Origin of the sequence: Micavibrio sp. TMED2, assembly GCA_002168225.1 — a bacterium.
Lineage (GTDB): Bacteria > Pseudomonadota > Alphaproteobacteria > TMED2 > TMED2 > TMED2.
This window is the reverse complement of the sequence record NHBH01000001.1, coordinates 2012611-2032349: the sequence shown is the minus strand read 5'-3', so window position 1 is coordinate 2032349 and position 19739 is coordinate 2012611. Positions and strand designations below refer to the sequence as shown.

At 59.3% G+C, this 19739-nt stretch carries 14 protein-coding genes and 1 pseudogene; 10 read left to right on the top strand and 5 right to left on the bottom strand.

The annotated features are described in order from the left end of the window. Positions 1-318: 318 nt before the first annotated feature. A pseudogene (locus CBB62_09670) lies at positions 319-1359 on the bottom strand (hypothetical protein). On the opposite strand from CBB62_09670, the gene CBB62_09665 reads away from it, so the two are divergent. Further along, a complete protein-coding gene (locus CBB62_09665) occupies positions 1088-2461 on the top strand; it encodes a hypothetical protein (GenBank protein ID OUT42506.1) in 1374 nt (457 codons plus the stop codon). The pseudogene CBB62_09670 and the gene CBB62_09665 sit on opposite strands and share 272 nt — an antisense overlap. 77 nt (positions 2462-2538) lie before the next feature. Continuing rightward, positions 2539-3690: a 1-aminocyclopropane-1-carboxylate deaminase gene (locus CBB62_09660; protein ID OUT42505.1), complete on the top strand. Its 1152-nt coding sequence runs from the start codon at positions 2539-2541 to the stop codon at positions 3688-3690. A gap of 70 nt (positions 3691-3760) precedes the next feature. Here the strand turns inward: CBB62_09660 and CBB62_09655 are convergent, their stop codons facing one another. After that, positions 3761-6541, bottom strand: a complete 2781-nt coding sequence (locus tag CBB62_09655; protein ID OUT42504.1) for a hypothetical protein — start codon at positions 6539-6541, stop codon at positions 3761-3763. A gap of 41 nt (positions 6542-6582) precedes the next feature. Here CBB62_09655 and CBB62_09650 point away from each other — a divergent pair, with 41 nt between their 5' ends. From CBB62_09650 to CBB62_09635, 4 genes are all read left to right on the top strand, one after another. Further along, on the top strand, positions 6583-6852 hold the full coding sequence (locus CBB62_09650) for a hypothetical protein (protein ID OUT42503.1): 270 nt from the start codon (positions 6583-6585) through the stop codon (positions 6850-6852). A 257-nt stretch (positions 6853-7109) separates the two neighbouring features. After that, entirely contained in the window at positions 7110-8435 is a 1326-nt protein-coding gene (locus tag CBB62_09645; GenBank protein OUT42502.1) for a hypothetical protein, read from the top strand. Positions 8436-8592: 157 nt separating this feature from the next. After that, positions 8593-11070 carry a penicillin-binding protein gene (locus tag CBB62_09640; protein OUT42501.1) on the top strand — a complete coding sequence of 826 codons (2478 nt, stop codon included), beginning with the start codon at positions 8593-8595 and terminating at the stop codon, positions 11068-11070. Positions 11071-11245: 175 nt separating this feature from the next. Further along, positions 11246-12274: a peptide chain release factor 2 gene (locus CBB62_09635; protein ID OUT42500.1), complete on the top strand. Its 1029-nt coding sequence runs from the start codon at positions 11246-11248 to the stop codon at positions 12272-12274. 19 nt (positions 12275-12293) lie between these two features. On the opposite strand, the gene CBB62_09630 is transcribed toward CBB62_09635, so the two are convergent. Beyond that, complete coding sequence (locus tag CBB62_09630; protein OUT42499.1) at positions 12294-13082, bottom strand: hypothetical protein; 789 nt, start codon at positions 13080-13082, stop codon at positions 12294-12296. A 376-nt stretch (positions 13083-13458) separates the two neighbouring features. Between CBB62_09630 and CBB62_09625 the strand changes: the two genes are divergently transcribed. Then, positions 13459-14304, top strand: a complete 846-nt coding sequence (locus CBB62_09625; protein OUT42498.1) for a hypothetical protein — start codon at positions 13459-13461, stop codon at positions 14302-14304. Here the strand turns inward: CBB62_09625 and CBB62_09620 are convergent. Further along, on the bottom strand, positions 14301-15161 hold the full coding sequence (locus tag CBB62_09620) for a rhamnosyltransferase (GenBank protein OUT42497.1): 861 nt from the start codon (positions 15159-15161) through the stop codon (positions 14301-14303). The two genes, CBB62_09625 and CBB62_09620, sit on opposite strands and share 4 nt — an antisense overlap. Beyond that, entirely contained in the window at positions 15158-15988 is an 831-nt protein-coding gene (locus CBB62_09615) for a 3'(2'),5'-bisphosphate nucleotidase (protein OUT42496.1), read from the bottom strand. The genes CBB62_09620 and CBB62_09615 overlap by 4 nt, the downstream gene beginning before the upstream one ends. Before the next feature lie 382 nt (positions 15989-16370). Here CBB62_09615 and CBB62_09610 point away from each other — a divergent pair, with 382 nt between their 5' ends. From CBB62_09610 to CBB62_09600, 3 genes are all read left to right on the top strand, one after another. Next, positions 16371-16583: a hypothetical protein gene (locus CBB62_09610; protein ID OUT42495.1), complete on the top strand. Its 213-nt coding sequence runs from the start codon at positions 16371-16373 to the stop codon at positions 16581-16583. Positions 16584-16774: 191 nt separating this feature from the next. Continuing rightward, positions 16775-17992 (top strand): ABC transporter substrate-binding protein, encoded by a 1218-nt coding sequence (locus CBB62_09605; protein OUT42494.1) that lies wholly within the window; start codon positions 16775-16777, stop codon positions 17990-17992. Between the two features lie 20 nt (positions 17993-18012). Beyond that, complete coding sequence (locus CBB62_09600) at positions 18013-19734, top strand: ABC transporter permease (protein ID OUT42493.1); 1722 nt, start codon at positions 18013-18015, stop codon at positions 19732-19734. Positions 19735-19739: the final 5 nt, after the last annotated feature.

Here is a 19739-nt window from a genome sequence, read left to right as displayed (position 1 = left end):
CTTGGCATAGGCGGTAACGGCTTCATCGATCTTGCCGCTTTCAAAGTAAATCTGCCCCATCAGTTCGTGAAAATAGGGATTCTCTGGCTCCTCGGTGATCAGCCGGTCGAGAGCTTTCAGTGCACCGCTTATATCATCGGTGCGCCACAGGGCCACGGCGCGGGCATATTGGGCGGTGACAGACTGGTCACTGGCTGGGAACCGTTGGAAAGCGATGCGAGGGAACAGGTAAGCGCGCAGCTTGGCCTGCATCCGGGCAAAGCGTTCGGCCATTTCCGGGCTGACCTTGATCTCCTCGGTGCCGTGTTGGGAGACATAGGCCCGGATTGCCTGCACTCGATTGCGGGTGAGCGGGTGAGTGCGGGCATATTCGACCTGTCGGTTGGCTGGCAGCAGATCCTGCTCTCCGAGACGTTCCATGAACCGCAGGAAACCATGGGCGCTCTGGCCGGATGCGGTAAGGAAACTCATCCCGGCGGCGTCGGCCGATGCCTCCTGTGCCCGGCTGAAGCTGAGGATCGAGCGATTGGCGATTTCCTGACCGCCGGAAATGACCGCTGCACCGATGTCACCGCGCCCTGTACCAATTGCGGCGGCAATGCCGAGCAGGGTGGTGAGAATCGCCTGTGTCGAAGCGCTCTGCACTGTCCCGCGCAGCCGGATCAGGTGGCCACCGGCAATGTGGCCGGTTTCGTGGGCCATCACGCCGATCACTTCCTCTGCCGATCCCGCCTCAAGCAGCAGGCCGGTATGGAAGAACATATTCAGCCCCTGTGTGACAAAGGCATTGAGGGTATTATCCTGAATGATTCCAATGCGTACCGCCTTGGGGCTGATACCGGCAGCGGTGAAGATCGGCGTTGCCATATCATAGAGCAGGCGTTCGGTTTCAGTGTCCCGGAGCAGTTGTGCCCCACCCTGGGCAAGGGCTTGACGTGGATAAGCCATCGGGCCTATCGACAAGGCGAGGATAAGCAAGGCACAAACAACCAGACGACAGCCATAGGTCGCTGTAATGCTGCAACGATAGCGCAGGGTACCGGGCAGCAGTTTGCGCAAGGCTTCTTTCAACGTCCGATAAATCAAAATGTTCAATCCAGTTTCCACGAAACCATCCCATACAGATAAACATGGTCCAGTCGTAATGCCAGCCAAGCCTATGCACATCTCCGTTATTGCCACCCTGATGGCGGGAATTCTGATGCTGCCAGCCTGTTCGGGCGGCGATGATCTGGCGAGTGCCACGCAATTTACCCGCAAGAACCGTGCCGCCATTCTCGCTGATGAACCACAGGCAGCACTGGTTGGGCGTGATGTGCTATCGCTTGGAGGCAGTCCGGTTGATGCCGCCGTGAGCATGGCGCTCGCCCTGACCGTGACCCTGCCGAGCCGGGCCGGGCTGTTGGGTGGTGGTTCCTGTCTGGTCCATGATCCTGAGGCAGGCCCTGACGAAGCGGTAACCCTGTTCGATTTCAGCCCGTCGCCACTGCCACGGGTCAATGGCGCACGCAGCGAGTATGGTGCGCCGGGGCTGTTGCGCGGGTTGTTCGCCATGCATGCCCGCTATGGCCGTTTGCGGTTCGAGCAACTGGTAATCCCGGCCGAACGTCTGGCCCGCTTTGACGGTGTTGTCAGTCGCAGTCTGGACAATGATTTCAAACGCTTCAGCGGTCGTCTTGACCGGATGCAGAATGTCATCTGGCATGATGCCGGCCAGGTTGCCGTGGGTGAGCGCCTGCCATGGAATGTCATGTCCGGCGCCTTGGCCGTGCTGCGACAGGAAGGGCCGGGGGCGTTCTATGGTGGTCGGGTTGGTCGCCAGTTCGCTGAAGAACTCGGCCTTGACCCGGCGGCAGTTGCCAAAATCCAGCCGGTGATCCGTACAGCACCGGCGGTTGCCTATGGCACGGATCAGGTTCACATGGCAGGCGGCGTTGAAGAGCAGGGCATTCTTGGCGAGATGGCGACCAGTGACGGGACGGTCACGGCAGCGCTGGTTGGCGATGCACCACCGGCAACCGGCTTTATTGCCAAGGGGGCTGGCGACTTCGTGGTTGCCTGTGGCCTGACGCAGGGCATGGCTTTCGGGATCGGTGAGCCGGCAACCGGCTTCAGCCTCTGGCCATCGCGTGCGGTTGCGGCCTCCATGCCGCTTGGGGACGGGATGCTCGGTCCCTTTATGATCGCGAACCGGAATGTCGGCGAGCTGCGACTGGCCGGTATTGTCACTGCCTCCGATGATCTGCCGGAACCGGTACTGGATGCGGCCAAGTCAGTCTTTGACGGCCAGCGAGCCACGCCCGGTTATGCAACCCGGATCGTGGCAAATGCACCTGCCGGGGATGGCAATGCCCATCCACGTCGCTCACTGATCAGCTGCACCCTGGCCGATGATGATGGGGAGCGTGGCTGCACTGCGGCCATTGAACCCGGTGTGAATGGACTGGCGATTGAACCGTAATCCGGTTACAGATAGCCCCGGATCGCTGCAGATTGCTGTGACGGTCCGATTTTCCTGTTTGAGAGTTGGAGAAACCGATGGCCCTGAAAGTGGCAAACCGTGGTGATGTGCCTGTTTTCCTAGCCTTGCAGACATTGCGTCAGGCAACGGCTCTGGAAAAAACCGGCAAGGAAATCCTGCACCTCGAGATTGGTCAGCCGTTTGATGGCGCGCCCAAGGCTGCGCTTGAGAACCTGAGCAAATGCATGCAGGCCGATCCGATTGCCTATACCGAAGCACTCGGCATTCGCCCGTTGCGTGAGCGGATCGCGGACATGTATGCCACCCGCTACGGCGTTCAGGTGCCGGTTGAGCGGATTGCCATCACGGTTGGTTCCTCCACTGCCTTTGTCCTGTCATTTCTGGCCGCATTCGAGCCGGGTGACCGTGTGGCACTTGCCACCCCATGCTATCCGGCCTACCGGAATATCCTGCTGGCGCAAGGACTGGTGCCGGTGGAAATTCCCTGTAATGCGGACACCCAGTTCCAGCCGACGGTCGAGATGCTCGACAATCTGGACGAGCCTATTGTCGGCCTGATCCTCGCCAGCCCGGCCAACCCGACTGGCGGCATGCTAAAGCCTGATGAGTTTGAGGCGCTGATCCACTGGTGCCGGGACAATCATGTGCGTCTGATCTCTGACGAGATTTATCACGGCATCACCTTCGGCGGTGTCGCCAGCTCGGCGCTGGAGAGCACCGATGATGCCGTGGTCATCAACAGCTTCTCGAAATATTTCGCCCTCAGCGGCTGGCGTATCGGCTGGATGATCCTGCCGCCGGATCTGCTTGAGCCGATCGAGAAGCTGGCGCAGTCCTTCTACATCTCCGCACCGGCCATGTCGCAATATGCGGCGCTGGAAATCTTTGATCACTTTGACGAGCTTGATGGCCGGGTCGCGGAATATTCCCGCAATCGCCGCATTCTGCTGGAGCGCCTGCCGCAACTGGGGCTAGATGAATTCACCATCCCGGAAGGGGCGTTCTATTTCTACCTTGATGTCAGCCGGTTCACCAATGACAGTCAGGATTTCTGCGACCGGATGCTGAATGAGATCGGTGTCGCCATGACCCCCGGTGTCGATTTCGATACCGAACGCGGCAATCGCTATGTCCGCCTGTCATTTGCCGGTCCGGCCCGCGATCTTGAAGCCGCCTGTGATCGCCTCGCGGGCTGGCTCAAGCGATAAGCTGATTATCAGACAGCAAAAAGAAAAGGGGCCGTTTGGCCCCTTTTTCATATGCGCGTTTGGCGCGAGATTATTCGGTTGAAACCAGCTTCTTCCACCAGCCGGCACGCCGTGGCTTGTCGCCATCGCCGTCACCACTGCCTTCACCCAGTACCACGAGGTTTTCACCGGGGCCGGGTTCGCGCTTGGCGGGTTTTGCCTTGGCGGCAGGTGCGGGTTCTTCCTCAGCCGGAGCAGGGGGCTCGGCCACAGGCTCTTCTTTGGCTTCGTCCTTAACCTCGGTCTCGTCCTTGGCTGCTTCAGCCTCGGCCTTCTTCGTCGTGCGCTTGCGTGAGCGTGACTTGGCAGGCTTTGCTTCGGCTTCTTCAGTCGCATCATCCGCTTTTGCGTTATCTGTCGCTTCTGCTGTGACTTCTTCCTCAGCCTTGGCTTCCTCGGCGGCGGCTTTTGGCTTGCGACGGCTGCGGCTGCGCTTCGGTTTTTCCTCTACGGCAGTGTCAGCCTCAGTGTTATCAGCATCGGCAGCGACTTCTTCGGCAACGGCATCACTTGAATCGGTATCAGATGCATTGTCTGCGTCATCATCGCTGTTGTCTGAAGATGACTCATCAGAGTTCTCGTCTGACTGGTTCCGGTTGCCACGACGGCGACCACCACGGCGGCCACGGCGACGACGACGGCCACGGCCTTCATCACCCTGTTCGCCATCATTGTCGTTATCGCCGGAAGCATCGGCATCGGTGGCGTCATCGCCATCCTCTGCTGTTGCATCCTGATTCTCGTTCTCTGTCGTCTCGACCGCATTGTCGTCACGGCGACCGCGACGGCCACGACGACGGCGACGACGACGGCGACCACCGTTTTCCTCACCATCACCATCGCCCGCTTCCTGACGATCCTCATCACGATCCTGAGCAGTGTCGTCCTGATTGCGGTCGCGTCCACGACCACGTCCGCGACCTCTGCCGCGGCCACGTCCGCGACGGCCCTCGTCATTGCCGGTATTCTCGTCCTCATCCTCATCAAACTGCGCATTGCTGCGGCTCGCGGAGACCGGAATGTAACGGGTGGTCTGCTGGTCATCGGTCTTGACCCGCTCAATGCGGCACTCAGGGCGAATGACCGTATCATCACCGATGATGGTGAGTGAGACGTTGAAGCGATCCTCGAGATTGATCAACTGGCGGCGCTTCTGGTTCAGCAGATAGGCTGCAACCTCACGATCCACGGTAACCTGCAGGGCATCGGCCTTGGTCCGGGCGATCTCTTCCTGCATGTTGCGCAGGGCCTGCAGGGCAGAGGATTCCACCGTACGGCGGTAACCGGTGCCCTGACTGTAGATGCATGGCTCGAAGCTGCTCTCGATCAGGCTCGGGCGCAGGCGCTGGCGGGAAAACTCCAGCAGGCCGAAATTCGAGATATTGCCAAGCTGGATACGCGCCCGGTCACCCTTGAGGGATTCCTTCAGCCTGCGCTCGACCGCACGGTTGTTGCGGTTCTCCTCCATATCGATGAAGTCGATCACGATCAGACCGGCGAGATCACGCAGGCGTACCTGACGGGCGATTTCCCGGGCTGCCTCAAGGTTGGTGTTGAGGGCGGTTTCCTCGATATGCCGTTCCTTGGTCGCGCGACCGGAGTTGATATCGATCGATACCAGCGCCTCGGTCGGGTTGATGACCAGATAGCCACCGGAGCGAAGCTGGACAATCGGCTCGTGAATCTCGTTGATCTGGCTCTCCACATGGAAGCGGGAGAACAGCGGCAGATCGTCTTCCTTGGATTGCTGGATGCGCTTGGCATGGCTCGGCATCAGCATCTTCATGAAGTCCTTGGCGTTGCGGTAGCCTTGCTCGCCGCCGATCAGCACTTCATCAATGTCGCGCGTATACATATCCCGCATCGCGCGCTTGATCAGATCGCCTTCCTCATAGATCAGGGCAGGGGCCTGTGACTTGAGGGTCAGTTCGCGGATGCTGTCCCATTGGCGCAGCAGATAGTCGAGGTCACGGCGGATTTCCACCTTGGTGCGCTCGACACCGGCGGTACGCAGGATGACGGACATGCCTGATGGCACCTCGAGTGAGGAGATCAGTTCCTTCATCCGCTTGCGGTCTTTGAAATTGGTGATCTTGCGGCTGACGCCACCGCCACGCGGGCTGTTTGGCATCAGGACGCAATAACGACCGGCAAGCGACAGATAGGTGGTCAGGGCCGCACCCTTTGAGCCGCGCTCTTCCTTGGCGACTTGAACCAGCATGATCTGGCGACGCTTGATGACTTCCTGAATCTTGTACTTGCGGAGCAGGCGCTGGGTGCGGCGCTTCTTCTGCTCACGCTCATTGGCTTCCGGATCGTCCTCGTCGGCAGCGTCCTCGTCATCGGCCGCAGCTTCCTCGGCATCGTCGTCGGATGCGTCGCTGTCCGCTTCGGCAGTTGCCTCGTCGGCATCATCATCAGAAGCAGCGTTCTCATCCGTGTCGGATGCATCTTCGGAAGCGTCAGCGTCTGCCGCAACGGTATCGTCGCCATTGGCTTCCTCGTCGATGATGATCTCGTCATCGTCGAGTTCCACATCCTCAAGCAGTGCTTCGCGGTCAGCCACAGGGATCTGATAGTAATCCGGGTGGATTTCAGAAAAGGCGAGGAAGCCGTGGCGATTGCCGCCATATTCGACAAACGCCGCCTGCAATGACGGTTCGACCCGAGTGATGCGGGCGAGGTAGATATTGCCTTTTAACTGGCGGCGGGTCTGGGACTCGAAGTCGTATTCAGTAAGTTTGTTCCCATCGACGAGTGCAACCCGGATTTCCTCCTCCTGGGTCGCGTCGATCAGCATGCGTTTGGTCATGCGATAAATCCTGATGCGCGTTCGCGGGGCCACGGCGACACATGGCGGGCGGGGCGCAAGTTATGTGGTTGAACGGGATGATTGATCTGCGTCCCGCTGGCAAGGGTACGGTGCGGACAGCGTCGTTCGCTCGGTCGGCACCGAGTATAAATGTTGAGATGATCGGGTCGCTAACCTGCTCAAAATCCTTGGGTAGCGTGTTTCCGATGAAATCGGGCATGAAAAGCCTTGGCAACCAGCGTTACGTCAAATTTTGGGGGCGCAAGCAACCGGACAATCGCGCCGGGCGGGTTGGGCTAATCAGAGCTTGATAGCAATCCACAGAATCGAGGCTGTGATTGCAGGATATTTTTACCCGTATGGACCGCATTCTGTGGCAGCAATCGCGTGCCTGAAAACGCGGTAAAATCTGTTTATCAAGTGCTGGCGCGGTATCCGAATCCCGACCTCGGCTCAATATGACGCGGTCGATCGATGCGGACAGTCGGCCTGATTACCCAAGTTTTCCGACGGTTTTGGTCTGTCAACTTGCAGCAAACATAATGTCGCAGACGCAACATAGCCTGTCATGAACAGAAGAACAATTCTCTTATTCACCGAACCCCGTTTGACGTTGCAAAAACATCCCCGGACACGGCATAACGGGGGCATGATTTTATCTCTCAGGGGCATATTTTTGCGGGTGCTTGCCGCGGCAACGCTCTGTCTTTTGGCAGTGGTGCTCGGCATGCCCGTGTCATATGCCACCAGCCCAACCGCATCGGGTGAGCCGATCTTCGAGTATGCCAATGGCAATACCCGGCTGATGCTGACCTTGCCGACACCGCCGCGCTATCGGGTCGAGCAGCAGCCGGATGGCACGACCGTAACCATTGATTTCCGCGATGGCCTTGATGATCCGGGTGTCGCGGGTGGTGAGGGATATGGCGTTATCACCGGCTATAACTGGCAGCAGCTCGACGGCAATATCTGGCGTCTATCCCTGACGTCGGCCGACCCGTCGCGGGTCGCGACCGTCTATAGTGAGCCGATGGCCGATGAGCACGCCTACCGGTTCATTCTCGATATCGAGGGCATGGGCCGACCGGTGCCGCAGGTCAGCCCCGGTGCAGGTGCTGTTGCAGCCCTTGCCCTACCGCCAATTCCACAGGTCAAACCGACCGATATCCCGCAGGAAAATCGCATCGTGCCGTATCTGCCGGTCATCGTGATCGATGCCGGGCATGGCGGCAATGATCCGGGTGCTCGCTCTGCCAACGGGATGCTCGAGAAGAATGTTGTGCTGGATATCGCCAAAATGCTGGCTGCCAAAATTGAAGGCAGCGGTCGCTATCGGGCCAGACTGACCCGTGAGGATGACAGCTATATTCACCTGCGCGACCGCGTGACCACGGCGCGCGGGTTCGGCGCCGACTTTTTCATGTCACTTCATGCCGATGCCAATCCGGAGCCGAGTGTGCGTGGTGCCTCGGTCTATACCCTGTCCGAGCGTGCCTCAGACAGGGAGGCGGCCCGACTGGCGGCACGTGAGAACCGCACCGATGCCATTGCCGGTGTCGATCTCGGGGTCCAGAGCGATGATGTGGCCAGCATCCTGATTGATCTCGCCATGCGTGAAACGGTGAATGACAGTCGGGGCGTTGCCAATGTTCTGGTCGATGAAATCCGCAAGCAGGGCATCAAGGTGCTCAAGCGCACCCACCGTTTCGCCGGTTTTGCCGTGTTGAAATCTGCAGATGTGCCCTCGGTGCTGGTGGAACTCGGCTATCTGTCGAATGCCAATGACGCGAAACTGCTGGCGTCACGGGATTACCGGGACCGCATCACCGATGCGCTGTTGTCCGGTATCGACCAGTATTTTGCCGGTCGTGGTCAGGTGGCGGCGGGAGAATAGCCCGACTGGGCGGGCGAGCTGCCACGCTGGTGGTAAGCCAGCCATGTTTTTGAATATTGCCATGGCAGCGCCACTTATTGATGGCTATATCAACCAACAAGCTGTCTGGCAGATGTTTTGTCGGGCGGCATAGTGGACTTTAAGCACTGTTTGGAAGCTGATGAAATTTCTGGGAAAATTGCTGCTCAGCCTTGTGGCGCTCGGCCTGTTCGGCGGCGTGCTTGCCGTTGGTGGACTGCTCTATGTGCTGCATCACTACGGTGCCGGCCTGCCGGAATTTGACCAGCTCAACCGCTATGAGCCGCCGGTGGTGACCCGGGTTCATGCGGGTGACGGCCAGTTGCTTGAGGAATTTGCCCGTCAGAAACGGGTATTCGTCCCGGTTGAATCCATGCCGCCGCAGCTGGTCCGTGCCTTTGTCGCGTCCGAGGATCAGAATTTCTTCAACCATATCGGGCTGGATTTCCGTGGTATTGCCCGTGCTGCCCTCAGCAACCTGCAAGCCATTGGCACCGGTCGCCGCCCGGAAGGGGCATCGACCATTACCCAGCAGGTGGCCAAGAATTTCCTGCTGACCAATGAGGTCAGTATCGAGCGCAAGGCCAAGGAGGCAATTCTCGCCGTTCGTATCGAGCGCGCCTTCACCAAGGACCAGATCATTGAGCTGTATCTCAATGAAATCTATCTAGGTCGTGGTTCCTACGGTGTTGCCGCCGCCGCACTGAACTATTTCGACAAGTCGCTGGATGAACTCGAACTGTCTGAAATGGCCTATCTGGCAGCATTGCCGAAAGCGCCGAACAACTACCATCCGATCCGCAAGCGCGAGGCAGCGATTGCCCGGCGCAACTATGTCATCAAGCGGATGCTCGAAGACGGCTATATCACACAGGCCGAGGCGGATACGGCATGGGCCAGTGAGTTGAACGCTGTCGAAGGCCGTGACGAGCAGTTTGTCGAGGCAGGACACTTCACCGAAGAGGTGCGCCGTCGGCTGTTTGACCGGTTCGGTGCTGATGCACTCTATGATGGTGGTCTGTCCGTCCGCACCTCGCTGGAACCGGCCATGCAGGTCATGGCGACACGGGCCTTGCGTAATGGTCTTGAGGCCTATGACCGCCGCCATGGCTGGCGCGGGCCATTGCAGAGCTTCGAGAGCATGGATGACTGGGCGGCCCAACTTGCCGAACTGCCACCGCATCTCGGTCGGCCCGATTGGGAATATGCCGTTGTCCTGACGGTTCACGACCAGTCTGCCGAAATCGGCTTTGCCAGCGGCAAACGGGCGGAGATTCCTTTCGATGGGCTAAGCTGGGCACGCAAATGGCTGCCCGACCAGCGTTTCGGTGAAAGGCCGACCAGCGCCGGACAGGTGTTGTCGGTTGGCGATGTCGTTCTGGTTCAGCCGCTGCAGAATGATGATGGTGAGGCGATTGAGGGGCAGTTTTCGCTGCGCCAGATCCCGGCGGTTGAGGGTGGTATCATCGCGCTTGATCCCCATACCGGCCGCGTGCTGGCGCTTGAGGGCGGTTTCAACTTCAATGACAGCCAGTTCAACCGTGTGACCCAGGCCAAGCGCCAGCCCGGTTCGGCGTTCAAGCCGTTTGTCTATCTCTCGGCATTGGAAAACGGCCTGACCCCGGCGACGCTGATCAATGATGCGCCAATCGTGTTCGATCAGGGCGCCGGTCTCGGCAACTGGAAGCCACAGAATTACAGCCGCGAATTTTATGGTCCGACACCACTGCGCGTTGGTATCGAGAAGTCCCGCAACGTCATGACCGTGCGGATCGCCCAGTATATCGGTGCTGAGGTCATCAAACAGACGGCAGCGCGGTTTGGTCTCGATCTGAATATTCCGGCGACCCTGTCCATGGCGCTTGGTGCCGGTGAGGTGACACTGGTCGAGCTGGCCACCGCCTATGGCATGCTGGCCAATGGCGGCAAATGGATCGAACCGAGCGTTATCGATCAGGTGCAGGACCGCGACGGCCATCCGATCTGGCGGCATGACCAGCGCCCCTGTGATGGCTGCCGCTCCATGGTCTGGCAGGCATCCATGTCGGTCCCGGCCATTCCCGATCAGCGCAGACAGGTCGCCGATCCGCGCAATGTCTATCAGATCGTGCATATCATGGAAGGAACGGTCGAGCGCGGCACCGCCCGCCGTCTTGCCAGCCTCGGCGTGCCGCTGGCGGGCAAGACCGGTACCACCAATGATGGCCGCGACACATGGTTCATGGGCATTACCCCGAACCTCGTCGTCGGTACCTTCATCGGCTTCGATGATCCGATCCCGCTGGGGCCCCGGGAAACCGGCAGTAGCGTTGCTGCCCCTGTGGTTAAGGACTTCCTCGAACAGTTGCAGGCCGCCGGTGGCTTGCCTGCCATACCGTTCCGCGTGCCGGATGGTGTGCGTCTGGTGCGGATCAATGGCGCGACCGGTACCCGTGCCAATGACAGCGGTTCCGGTACGCTCTGGGAAGCCTTCATGCCGGGCACCGAACCGGATGGCCAGCCGATGATGCTCGGTAATGATGGCAAGATCAGCCGGGGCCGTGTCCAGCCTGCCATCAGTCAGGACCCGACCGGTGAGCCAGCGGGAATTGGCAGCGGTACCGGTGGTCTCTATTGACGTCGGGCGCTGCAGTTTATATCCAGAGCCCACAAGAATTTTTCCAATCTCGCCGTAACGAATGGGTTTACTATGCGCGCTGAAACGCAAGCGGTGGTGGATGCTGTAAAAGCATCCATGGCACTGCTGAGGAGGCATCTTTGACTTTGACGTCGCTGTCAAACGTCTGGAAGAACTGAACGCTCTGGCCGAGGATCCCGACCTCTGGAACAACCCGGATCAGGCACAAAAGGTAATGCGTGAGCGCACGGCGCTGGATGACGGCATTACCTCATTCAAAAACATTGAGCGCGAACTCAACGACAATATCGAGATGATCGAACTCGCCGAGATGGAGGATGATCAGGAGATCATCGCGGAGGCGGAGAAGGCGCTTGCCCAGCTTAAGAAGCGGGCGGCGGAGCTGGAGCTGGAAAGCCTGCTGTCCGGTGAGGCCGATGCCAATGACTGCTATCTCGAGATCAATGCCGGTGCCGGCGGTACCGAGGCGCAGGACTGGGTGCAGATCATGCTGCGTATGTATCTGCGCTGGGCCGATGGCCGTGGCTACAAGACCGAGGTGCTCGATGAGCATGCCGGTGATGAGGCCGGGCTGAAGTCCGTAACGGTCCAGATCAAGGGGCATAATGCCTATGGCTGGATGAAGACCGAGAACGGTGTGCACCGTCTGGTCCGTATTTCGCCATTCGACAGCAATGCCCGTCGCCACACCAGCTTTGCCGCGGTTCAGATATCGCCGGTGATTGATGACAGTATCGAGATCGAAATCCTAGAAAAGGATTTGAAGATCGATACCTATCGCGCCAGTGGTGCCGGTGGTCAGCACGTGAACACCACCGACAGTGCGGTGCGGATAACTCACCAGCCGACCGGGGTTGTTGTTGCCTGTCAGCAAGAGCGCTCACAGCACAAGAACCGCGACAAGGCGATGAAGATGCTGAAAGCCAAGCTCTATGAGCTTGAGTTGCAGAAGCGTGAGGATGCTGCCGCAGCCGATAATGCGGAGAAGAGCGATATCGGCTGGGGTCATCAGATCCGCTCATATGTCCTGCAGCCCTATCAGATGATCAAGGATCTGCGTACCGGCGTTGAGAAAGGTAATGCGCAGGCCGTGCTCGATGGCGACATCGATGATTACCTGCAGGCGGCACTGGCTGCCCGTGTCCATGGCTCGGAAGAGACGGAACAGGCGGCAAACGCCTGATTTCCGTCGCCTTCAGCTTTTACATCCGGGCAATTATCGGCGGGTTGAAGAATTTGTCCTCAACCTTGTTATAGGGCAGGGGCTCGCCGGTTGACTGCAGCGTGATCCGGGTGCCGAGGGTGCGCAGGATCGCATCCTGTGCTGCCGTATCCCATTCATAGGATTTGCCGTGGCTGACCTTCTTCAGCGTACCGCGAACCAGATCGGCATAGCTCATGGCACCGCGCTTGTAATTGCGCAGCGGGTCGCCGTTCTGGTCGTTCTCAACACCGGGTACCAGATCAATATCAATGCCCCCGGCGATTGAGATCACCGAACTGACATGGTCGCGGGTGGCAATCTGATCGCCGCTCACCGGTTCGTGGATCACGCCCAGAAACGGGATATTGTTCAGCACCAGCCCGATATTGATGGTGTAGAGGTCTACACCCGGCTCACCTTCGACGAAGTTCTTGGTGGCATCGATCGGGTCGACGACGAAGAAGTTGCCAGCACTGGTGTCGGGCTTGTCACCCGCCTCGATCGCTTCCTCCCCGACAAAGGCCGTGCCAGCGGGCAGGATATCCTCGTAATCCTTCATGATCATATGCAGCTGTTCGGCGATCAGGCGTTCCGATGCCCGGTCAGCGGGGGTGACGACCGAGCCGTCTGACTTGATCTCCGGCGTAACACCGGCAAGGCGCATTTTTTCGGTCAACTCACCTGCCTGACGGGCAATGTCGCGCATCGCACTGGCGAGCAGGATTGTACGGTTGGCATCGAAATGGCCAAAAATATCATTACTCAGAATCGCCTGATCGCTTGGCATAGAAAATCTCTCGGTTTCGCTTGCTTGGATGGTGTCTTGTTTATTGAAAAACAAGCTAGCAGTTGAACCCTGATATTGCGACTGCGAAACGGATTTTTTGCATCTGCTAGGTCAGTGGACCTGCCCAAAAATCGGGCAAGAATATTGCGTTCTGACGGCGTGCCTCAAATTTTAGCAAAAATTTCTGGAAATTTTCCTGAACCCGGCATAAAGCGATTTCATCTGGTCAACTTGGCTGATGACTTTCATGGCTGATTGGACGTAGCCCATGAATGCATCATGCAGATGAATAGGATTGTTTATGTCTCCCAAAACTTTCCCATCCGGTCATTCACAACCACGCCGCAACCGTAAGGATGCGTCCCATGAGCGCCGGATGCGCCGTGGTGCGCAGGCGCTGTTGGCGGCTGTCGCTGCCACAACGCCGGGCGCTGTCTCCGCCGAAGAGGCGGCATTCAATGCCTTCACCCAGGGTGCACAGCTTTATCAGGTGCAGGCCGTTGTGCCTGATGCCAACCTTCCGGCAGTCCCAGAGACGCGCAGCCCGAGCCCCGGTGAGCTGGGCTATGTCTGTATCGAGGCTGCCAGTCAGGATGGCGCGGTAACCGCTGTTGTCCTGGCGGGCAAGGATCGTCTCGCCTACCGTGCCTTTGACACCAGCACGCCCTATGGTCAGGCCGATGTCGATGAATTGCCCTGCCAGACCATTGCCCAGTTTGAAGAGGGTATTCGCGACCGGACCCGCCGGTTCGTCAATGCCACCGCCGACTATATCGAGGAGCATGAGGCCAAGGCCGGGCTGTCCAGCCCGAATGCACCGATCATGCGTCGCCCGGAATTTACCGATAACCTCGATATGGCTCTGCTGCGGACGGCACAGAATTTCAACCGCCTGAACAGTGCTATCCTGCAGCGCCGTGGTCAGGAAGGTTTTGAGGCGCTGGTTGATATGGACAAGCGGAGCGCCCTGATCGCGCAATACGAGCATATGACCCGTGAGATGGAACTGCTGAAGACCGTCAACAATACGGTGCCGGCATTGCTGGAGCAGATGAACCTCGGTGATATGAAACCCGGTGCCGAGGGCGGTTATGCGCCACCGCTGTGGAACGATGAGGACTCGATCCCGGTGAGCTTCAAACCAGATGCGCTCGAGCGCTGGCGCGATCGCCGCCCGGCAGCCCCAGCAGCCGAGCCGCCAAAACGCGGCATGGCGATCTAGCCCTGCTTTGCCTCATCGGCGAGGGGTTCATACATTTCCGGTGCCATGCCGGCCTTGAGGCGGGACAGGGTGTTGAAGGGGCGTTTGATCTGGCCGTGGAAATATTTGCGGACCAGTTCCTGCCAGGCGGGAATGGTCTCGATCTGACGCTGGGCACAGACATAATCGAACCAGCGCCAGCCGATTGCCACATGGTTGATCTCATCATCATGGACGATCTGCAGCAGCCGGGCGCTGATGTGGTCGCCATGGCCTTGCAGGCTGTCGATCATCGCCGGGGTGACGTCAAGCCCGCGCGCTTCGAGCACCATCGGTACGATGGCGAGCCGGGCGGCAATGTCATGGGCGGTATCCATGCTGCTCTGCCATAGCCCGTCATGGGCAGGCAGATCGCCATAACGGGCACCGAGCGATGCCAGCCGTTCCTGCAGCAGCTTGTGATGGCGTGCCTCATCTGCAGCGACCATGACCCAGTCATTGAAGAAGGCACGGGTGAGGGGCAGCGTATCGGCCTCATTGCCGCGCTCGACGCCGGGTACGTCGCGCATGGGCGCAAATCGGGCGATGATGTCCCATGACAGGTCTATCGCGTTCAGCTCGATATGGGCGAGGGCGTGGAGCAGGGCGATGCGTCCGCTCTTGCTGCTCGCCTTGCTGCGTTTCGGCATGGCCGATGGCGGTAGCAATTCCGGTTGCTCCAGCCGGGCCGGACGTTCGGGCGGTTCTGCTTCACCGATCAGCTGCAGGCGGCCATAGCGCCAGTCGGCGACCACTTCCTCGGTGATCGCGATCTTGTCCATCGGATCAGCCGCATTCAGTGCGGCAAGGGCAGCCTCGCAGAGTGTCTGGTATCTCATGAGCCGGTTTTGGCAAACCACTCGGCAGGATCGGTGCCACCCCAGGCGATAAAGCTGTCATTGAGAAACTTGCGGTCGGCCTTGCCGTACTCGAACGGTCCGCCATTCACGTCGGTGACCAGACCACCGGCAGCTTCCAGAATCGCATGGCCAGCCGCCGTATCCCATTCGCAGGTCGGGCCGAAGCGCGGATAGATATCGGCGCGACCGGCGGCAACCTCACAGAATTTCAGCGAACTGCTGCGGGCATCGCAATCGGCGACCTCACGACCGGCCAGAAAGGCGTCGAGGGCGGACTGGTTGCGGTGGTTCTTGCTCGCGGTCACCCGGACCTTTGCCGGTGGCGGGGAGGTGACGCTGATCGGTTGGTCCGCGCCATCGCCCTGTTTCATGAAGGCGGTGTCTATGCCGTAGCCGCCGAACTCCTCATCGAAGGCCGGGGCATAGATCACACCCAGTACCGGGCGCTGATCGACGATCAGGGCAATGTTGACGGTAAATTCGCCAGATCCCTTGATGAAGCCCTTGGTGCCGTCGAGCGGGTCGACGAGCCAGAACGGTCCCTGTTTGATCTCCGGCAGATCACCGGCAGAGGCCGCTTCTTCACCGATAACCGGAATCTCGGGCGTCAGGGCGTTGAGCAACGGCGTGATGATTGCTTCGGCCTCACGATCAGCGGCGGTTACCGGGCTGCCATCGCCCTTGGCCTCAACATCGTCCCCCATGCCGCCGGGCTGATAATGGGTCATGATGACCGCACCGGCGCGGCGGGCGTAATCACGGATCGGGTCGAGCAGATCGGCAAGGGGCGGGATGGTGGTGGGCATGATTTGGCCTGAACGGGTGCTATGTGGTTCGTCGGCATGGTTGTTTCCAATCCGGCCCGGTAAAGCAAGTGGAAACCTTGCCGCGCTTGAGGATCGGACCATTTGTTTGCGCTCGAAACAAATCTTGATTTTTGGTGAAAAAAGGCGCAAAAACGGCCTCAACCAAGTAACAAAAACGGCTTGAACACAAGTCTGCATGGAACGGGATTGACCGGCACGCTGATCGCCCCATGTTCCTTGCCAGTGCATGTATCGACACTCTGAGCGGATTTTTTCGACTTAAGACAAGGCGATGCTTGCTGCTTTCTTGATGTTGGGGCTGTTTACGAACCAATACCGGCGTCGGGATGGCGCACGGTTATGTCATTCAAAGGTGAAGAACATGATCTTTTGTGCAGATGGTAATGTTACCAGTCTCGATGATCGCCGCCGCAAGATTGCCGAGCGCGACTTCGAAAAAGCGGTCAATGAAGTCCTCAACCGCGATAACCTGACCAAGGAAGAAATGGTCGAGCTGTTTGATGATGACGGCTATCTGGGCACCGCCATGCGCGCCATGCTCAACAGCCCGCGCGAAGACGATATCGCCGCCTGATCTGCAGTCACTGCCGAATTTGAGAAGAGAGCCGGAATTTCCGGCTCTCTTTTTGTTTGCCCAAGTTTGTTTGTCTGGTGATGATTATCGGCATGACCATCAACCGAATGTGATGATTCGTTGTTCAGCCGCCGCTGCCGGACATGCTAACAACGGCGGGCTGCTGTCATTTTCCGCATAAAGCCATAGCCATGCCGCCATTCATCAAATCCTGCCTGACGCTCCTGATTGCCACCATTCTGCCACTGCAGATTGCTGCCGCTGCCGATCCGGCGGATTGGGATGCCGTGAAAGCGGCTGCAAAGGGACAGACGGTTTACTGGTATGCCTGGGGCGGGGAGACGCGGATCAATGACTATATCGACTGGGTCGGTGATGAGGTCGCCGCGCGCTATGGCGTGACCGTTACCCATGTAAAACTTGCCGATACGGCAGAGGCGGTAAGCCGGGTGCTGGCCGAGAAACAGGCCGGGCGCGACGAGGGCGGTGCGGTTGACCTGATCTGGATCAATGGTGAGAACTTTGCCGCGATGAAGCAACAGGGGCTGCTCTATGGCCCATGGTCGGAAGAAATGCCGAATTATGCGCTGGTCGATACCAGCGGCAAGCCGACCACCCGCATTGACTTTACCGTGCCGGTTGATGGCCTCGAAGCCCCATGGGGCATGGCGCAGGTGGTGTTCTATTACGATACGGCCCGGCTCGATACGCCACCATCATCCATGGCAGCGCTCGCCGATTGGGTTGCCCGCAATCCCGGCCGCTTCACCTATCCGCAGCCGCCGGATTTCCTCGGCTCGACCTTCCTGAAACAGGCGCTGTATGAGGTAATCGACGACCCGGCAGAACTGTTGATGCCGGTAACGGCAGAAGAATTTGCCGACAAGGCCGCCGGGCTTTGGGCCTATCTTGATGCGCTGCATCCGCAGCTCTGGCGCAATGGCAAGGTGTTTCCGCAAAACGGGGCGGCACAGCGCAGCCTGATGGCTGATGGCGAGATTGATGTGGCGGTATCCTTCAGCCCGTCCGAGGCCAGCACCGCTATTGCCAATGATGAATTGCCCAATACCGTCCGCAGCTTCGTGCTCGATGACGGCACCATTGGTAATACGCATTTTGTTGCCATTCCCTACAACGCCGCCCACAAGGCGGGAGCCATGGTGGTCGCAGACTTCCTGATGTCGCCCCTAGCACAGGCGCACAAGCAGGACCCGGAAGTTTGGGGCGATGGCACGGTGCTCGACGTGGCTGCCCTAGATAGCGCCGATCGTGCGCGGTTCGAGGCGCTCTCGCTCGGTATCGCGACCCTGACGCCGGAGCAGCTCGGCTCGCCACTGCTCGAGCCGCATCCAAGCTGGATGGAATTTGCCGAGGATGAATGGATGCGCCGTTACGGCACCGGCCAGTAACAGCGCCGGATTGATTTGGCATGTCCGGAGTCTTGCGCCTCGCACCGATTGTCACGCTGATCCTGATGCTGGGGCCGGTGCTGGCCGGTCTGCTCTGCACTGTTCTGCCGGCATTCGGCTATCTGCCATCGCTCGGCGCTGACAGCTTTGGCCTCTCGGCCTTTGCCGACCTGCTGGCAACGCCCGGTATCCGGGTGTCGATCCGGTTGTCATGGGTCACCGGCTTTGCCGCCACCGCCTGTTCCCTGCTGATTGTCATTCTGTTCTGTGCCGCCTGGCATGGCACTGTCTGGTTCACCCGGCTGGAGCGGTTGCTGTCACCGCTGTTGTCCGTGCCGCATGTGGCGGTTGCCTTTGGTCTTGCGTTCCTGATCGCACCCAGCGGCTGGATCATGCGCCTGCTGTCGCCATGGGCCACCGGCTATACACAGCCGCCGGATGTGGCGATCATTCATGACCCGTGGGGCCTGTCGCTGATTTTCGGGTTGGTGCTGAAGGAGGTGCCGTTTCTGTTGCTGATGACGATTGCGGCGCTGGGGCAGGTCGATGGCCTGAAAACCCGGCTGACCGCCATGACCCTCGGGTATGGGGCGATGACCGGATGGCTGAAAACGGTCCTGCCGCAAATCTATCCGCTTATTCGTTTGCCGGTGCTGGCCGTGCTCGCCTTCAGCATGTCGGTGGTCGATGTGGCCATGGTGCTGGCACCAACCACACCGCCGCCATTATCGGTGCTGCTGTTGCGCTGGATGAATGATCCTGACCTGTCGCTGCGCTTTGTTGCCTCGGCAGGGGCCATGGTGCAGCTCTGCCTCGTGCTGGCCGCGATTGCCGTCTGGCTGCTGCTGGAGCGTCTGGTTGCTGTCATCGGGGCATATTGGACCGCTGCCGGGCAGCGCGGCATCCGCGATGGCTGGATCAGGGGCGTGACGGGGATCGGTGCCGGCAGTCTGGTTGTTGTCACCGGTGCCGGGCTGGTGGTACTCGCCATATGGTCGTTTGCCGGGTACTGGCGGTTTCCCGATGCCTTGCCAGATGGCTGGAGTTTGCGTGGCTGGCAGCGATTGGACGGGCAGTTGCTGACGCCGCTTGTCACCTCGGCATGGGTTGCCTTTGCCGCCACTGTCGCCGCGATCCTGCTGGTGTTGCTCTGTCTGGAAAACGAGGCCGAGAACCGGCCATTTGGCAATCGCATAGGAAGTGCGCAACCAGAATGGCAGCGCCGGGCGGTGCTACTGCTCTATCTGCCCCTGCTGGTGCCACAGGTCACCTTTCTGTTCGGTATGCAGGTGCTGCTGATCAGTACCGGGCTGGATGGATCGGCGATCAGCCTTGTCTGGGCGCATATGATCTTTGTGCTGCCTTACGTGTTTCTATCGCTCGGCGATACATATCGGCACTGGGATGAGCGGTATAAACGCACGGGCCTGTGCCTCGGGCGGGCGCCGGTCAGTATCTGGTTGCGGATCAAGCTGCCGATGCTGCTGCGACCGATACTGGTTGCGATGGCGGTGGGCTTTGCCGTCAGCATCGGCCAGTATCTGCCAACTATCCTGATCGGTGGCGGGCGCTTCGCCACCCTGACCACCGAGGCGGTGTCGCTGGCCGCGGGCGGTAATCGGCGGTTAATCGGTGTCTACAGCCTGTTACAGGTCGTTCTGCCGATGTTCGGCTTCCTGATCGCCATGCTGCTGCCGCTTGTCCTGTTTCGCAACCGGCGGGGATTGCAGGTGAACCGATGAGTGAG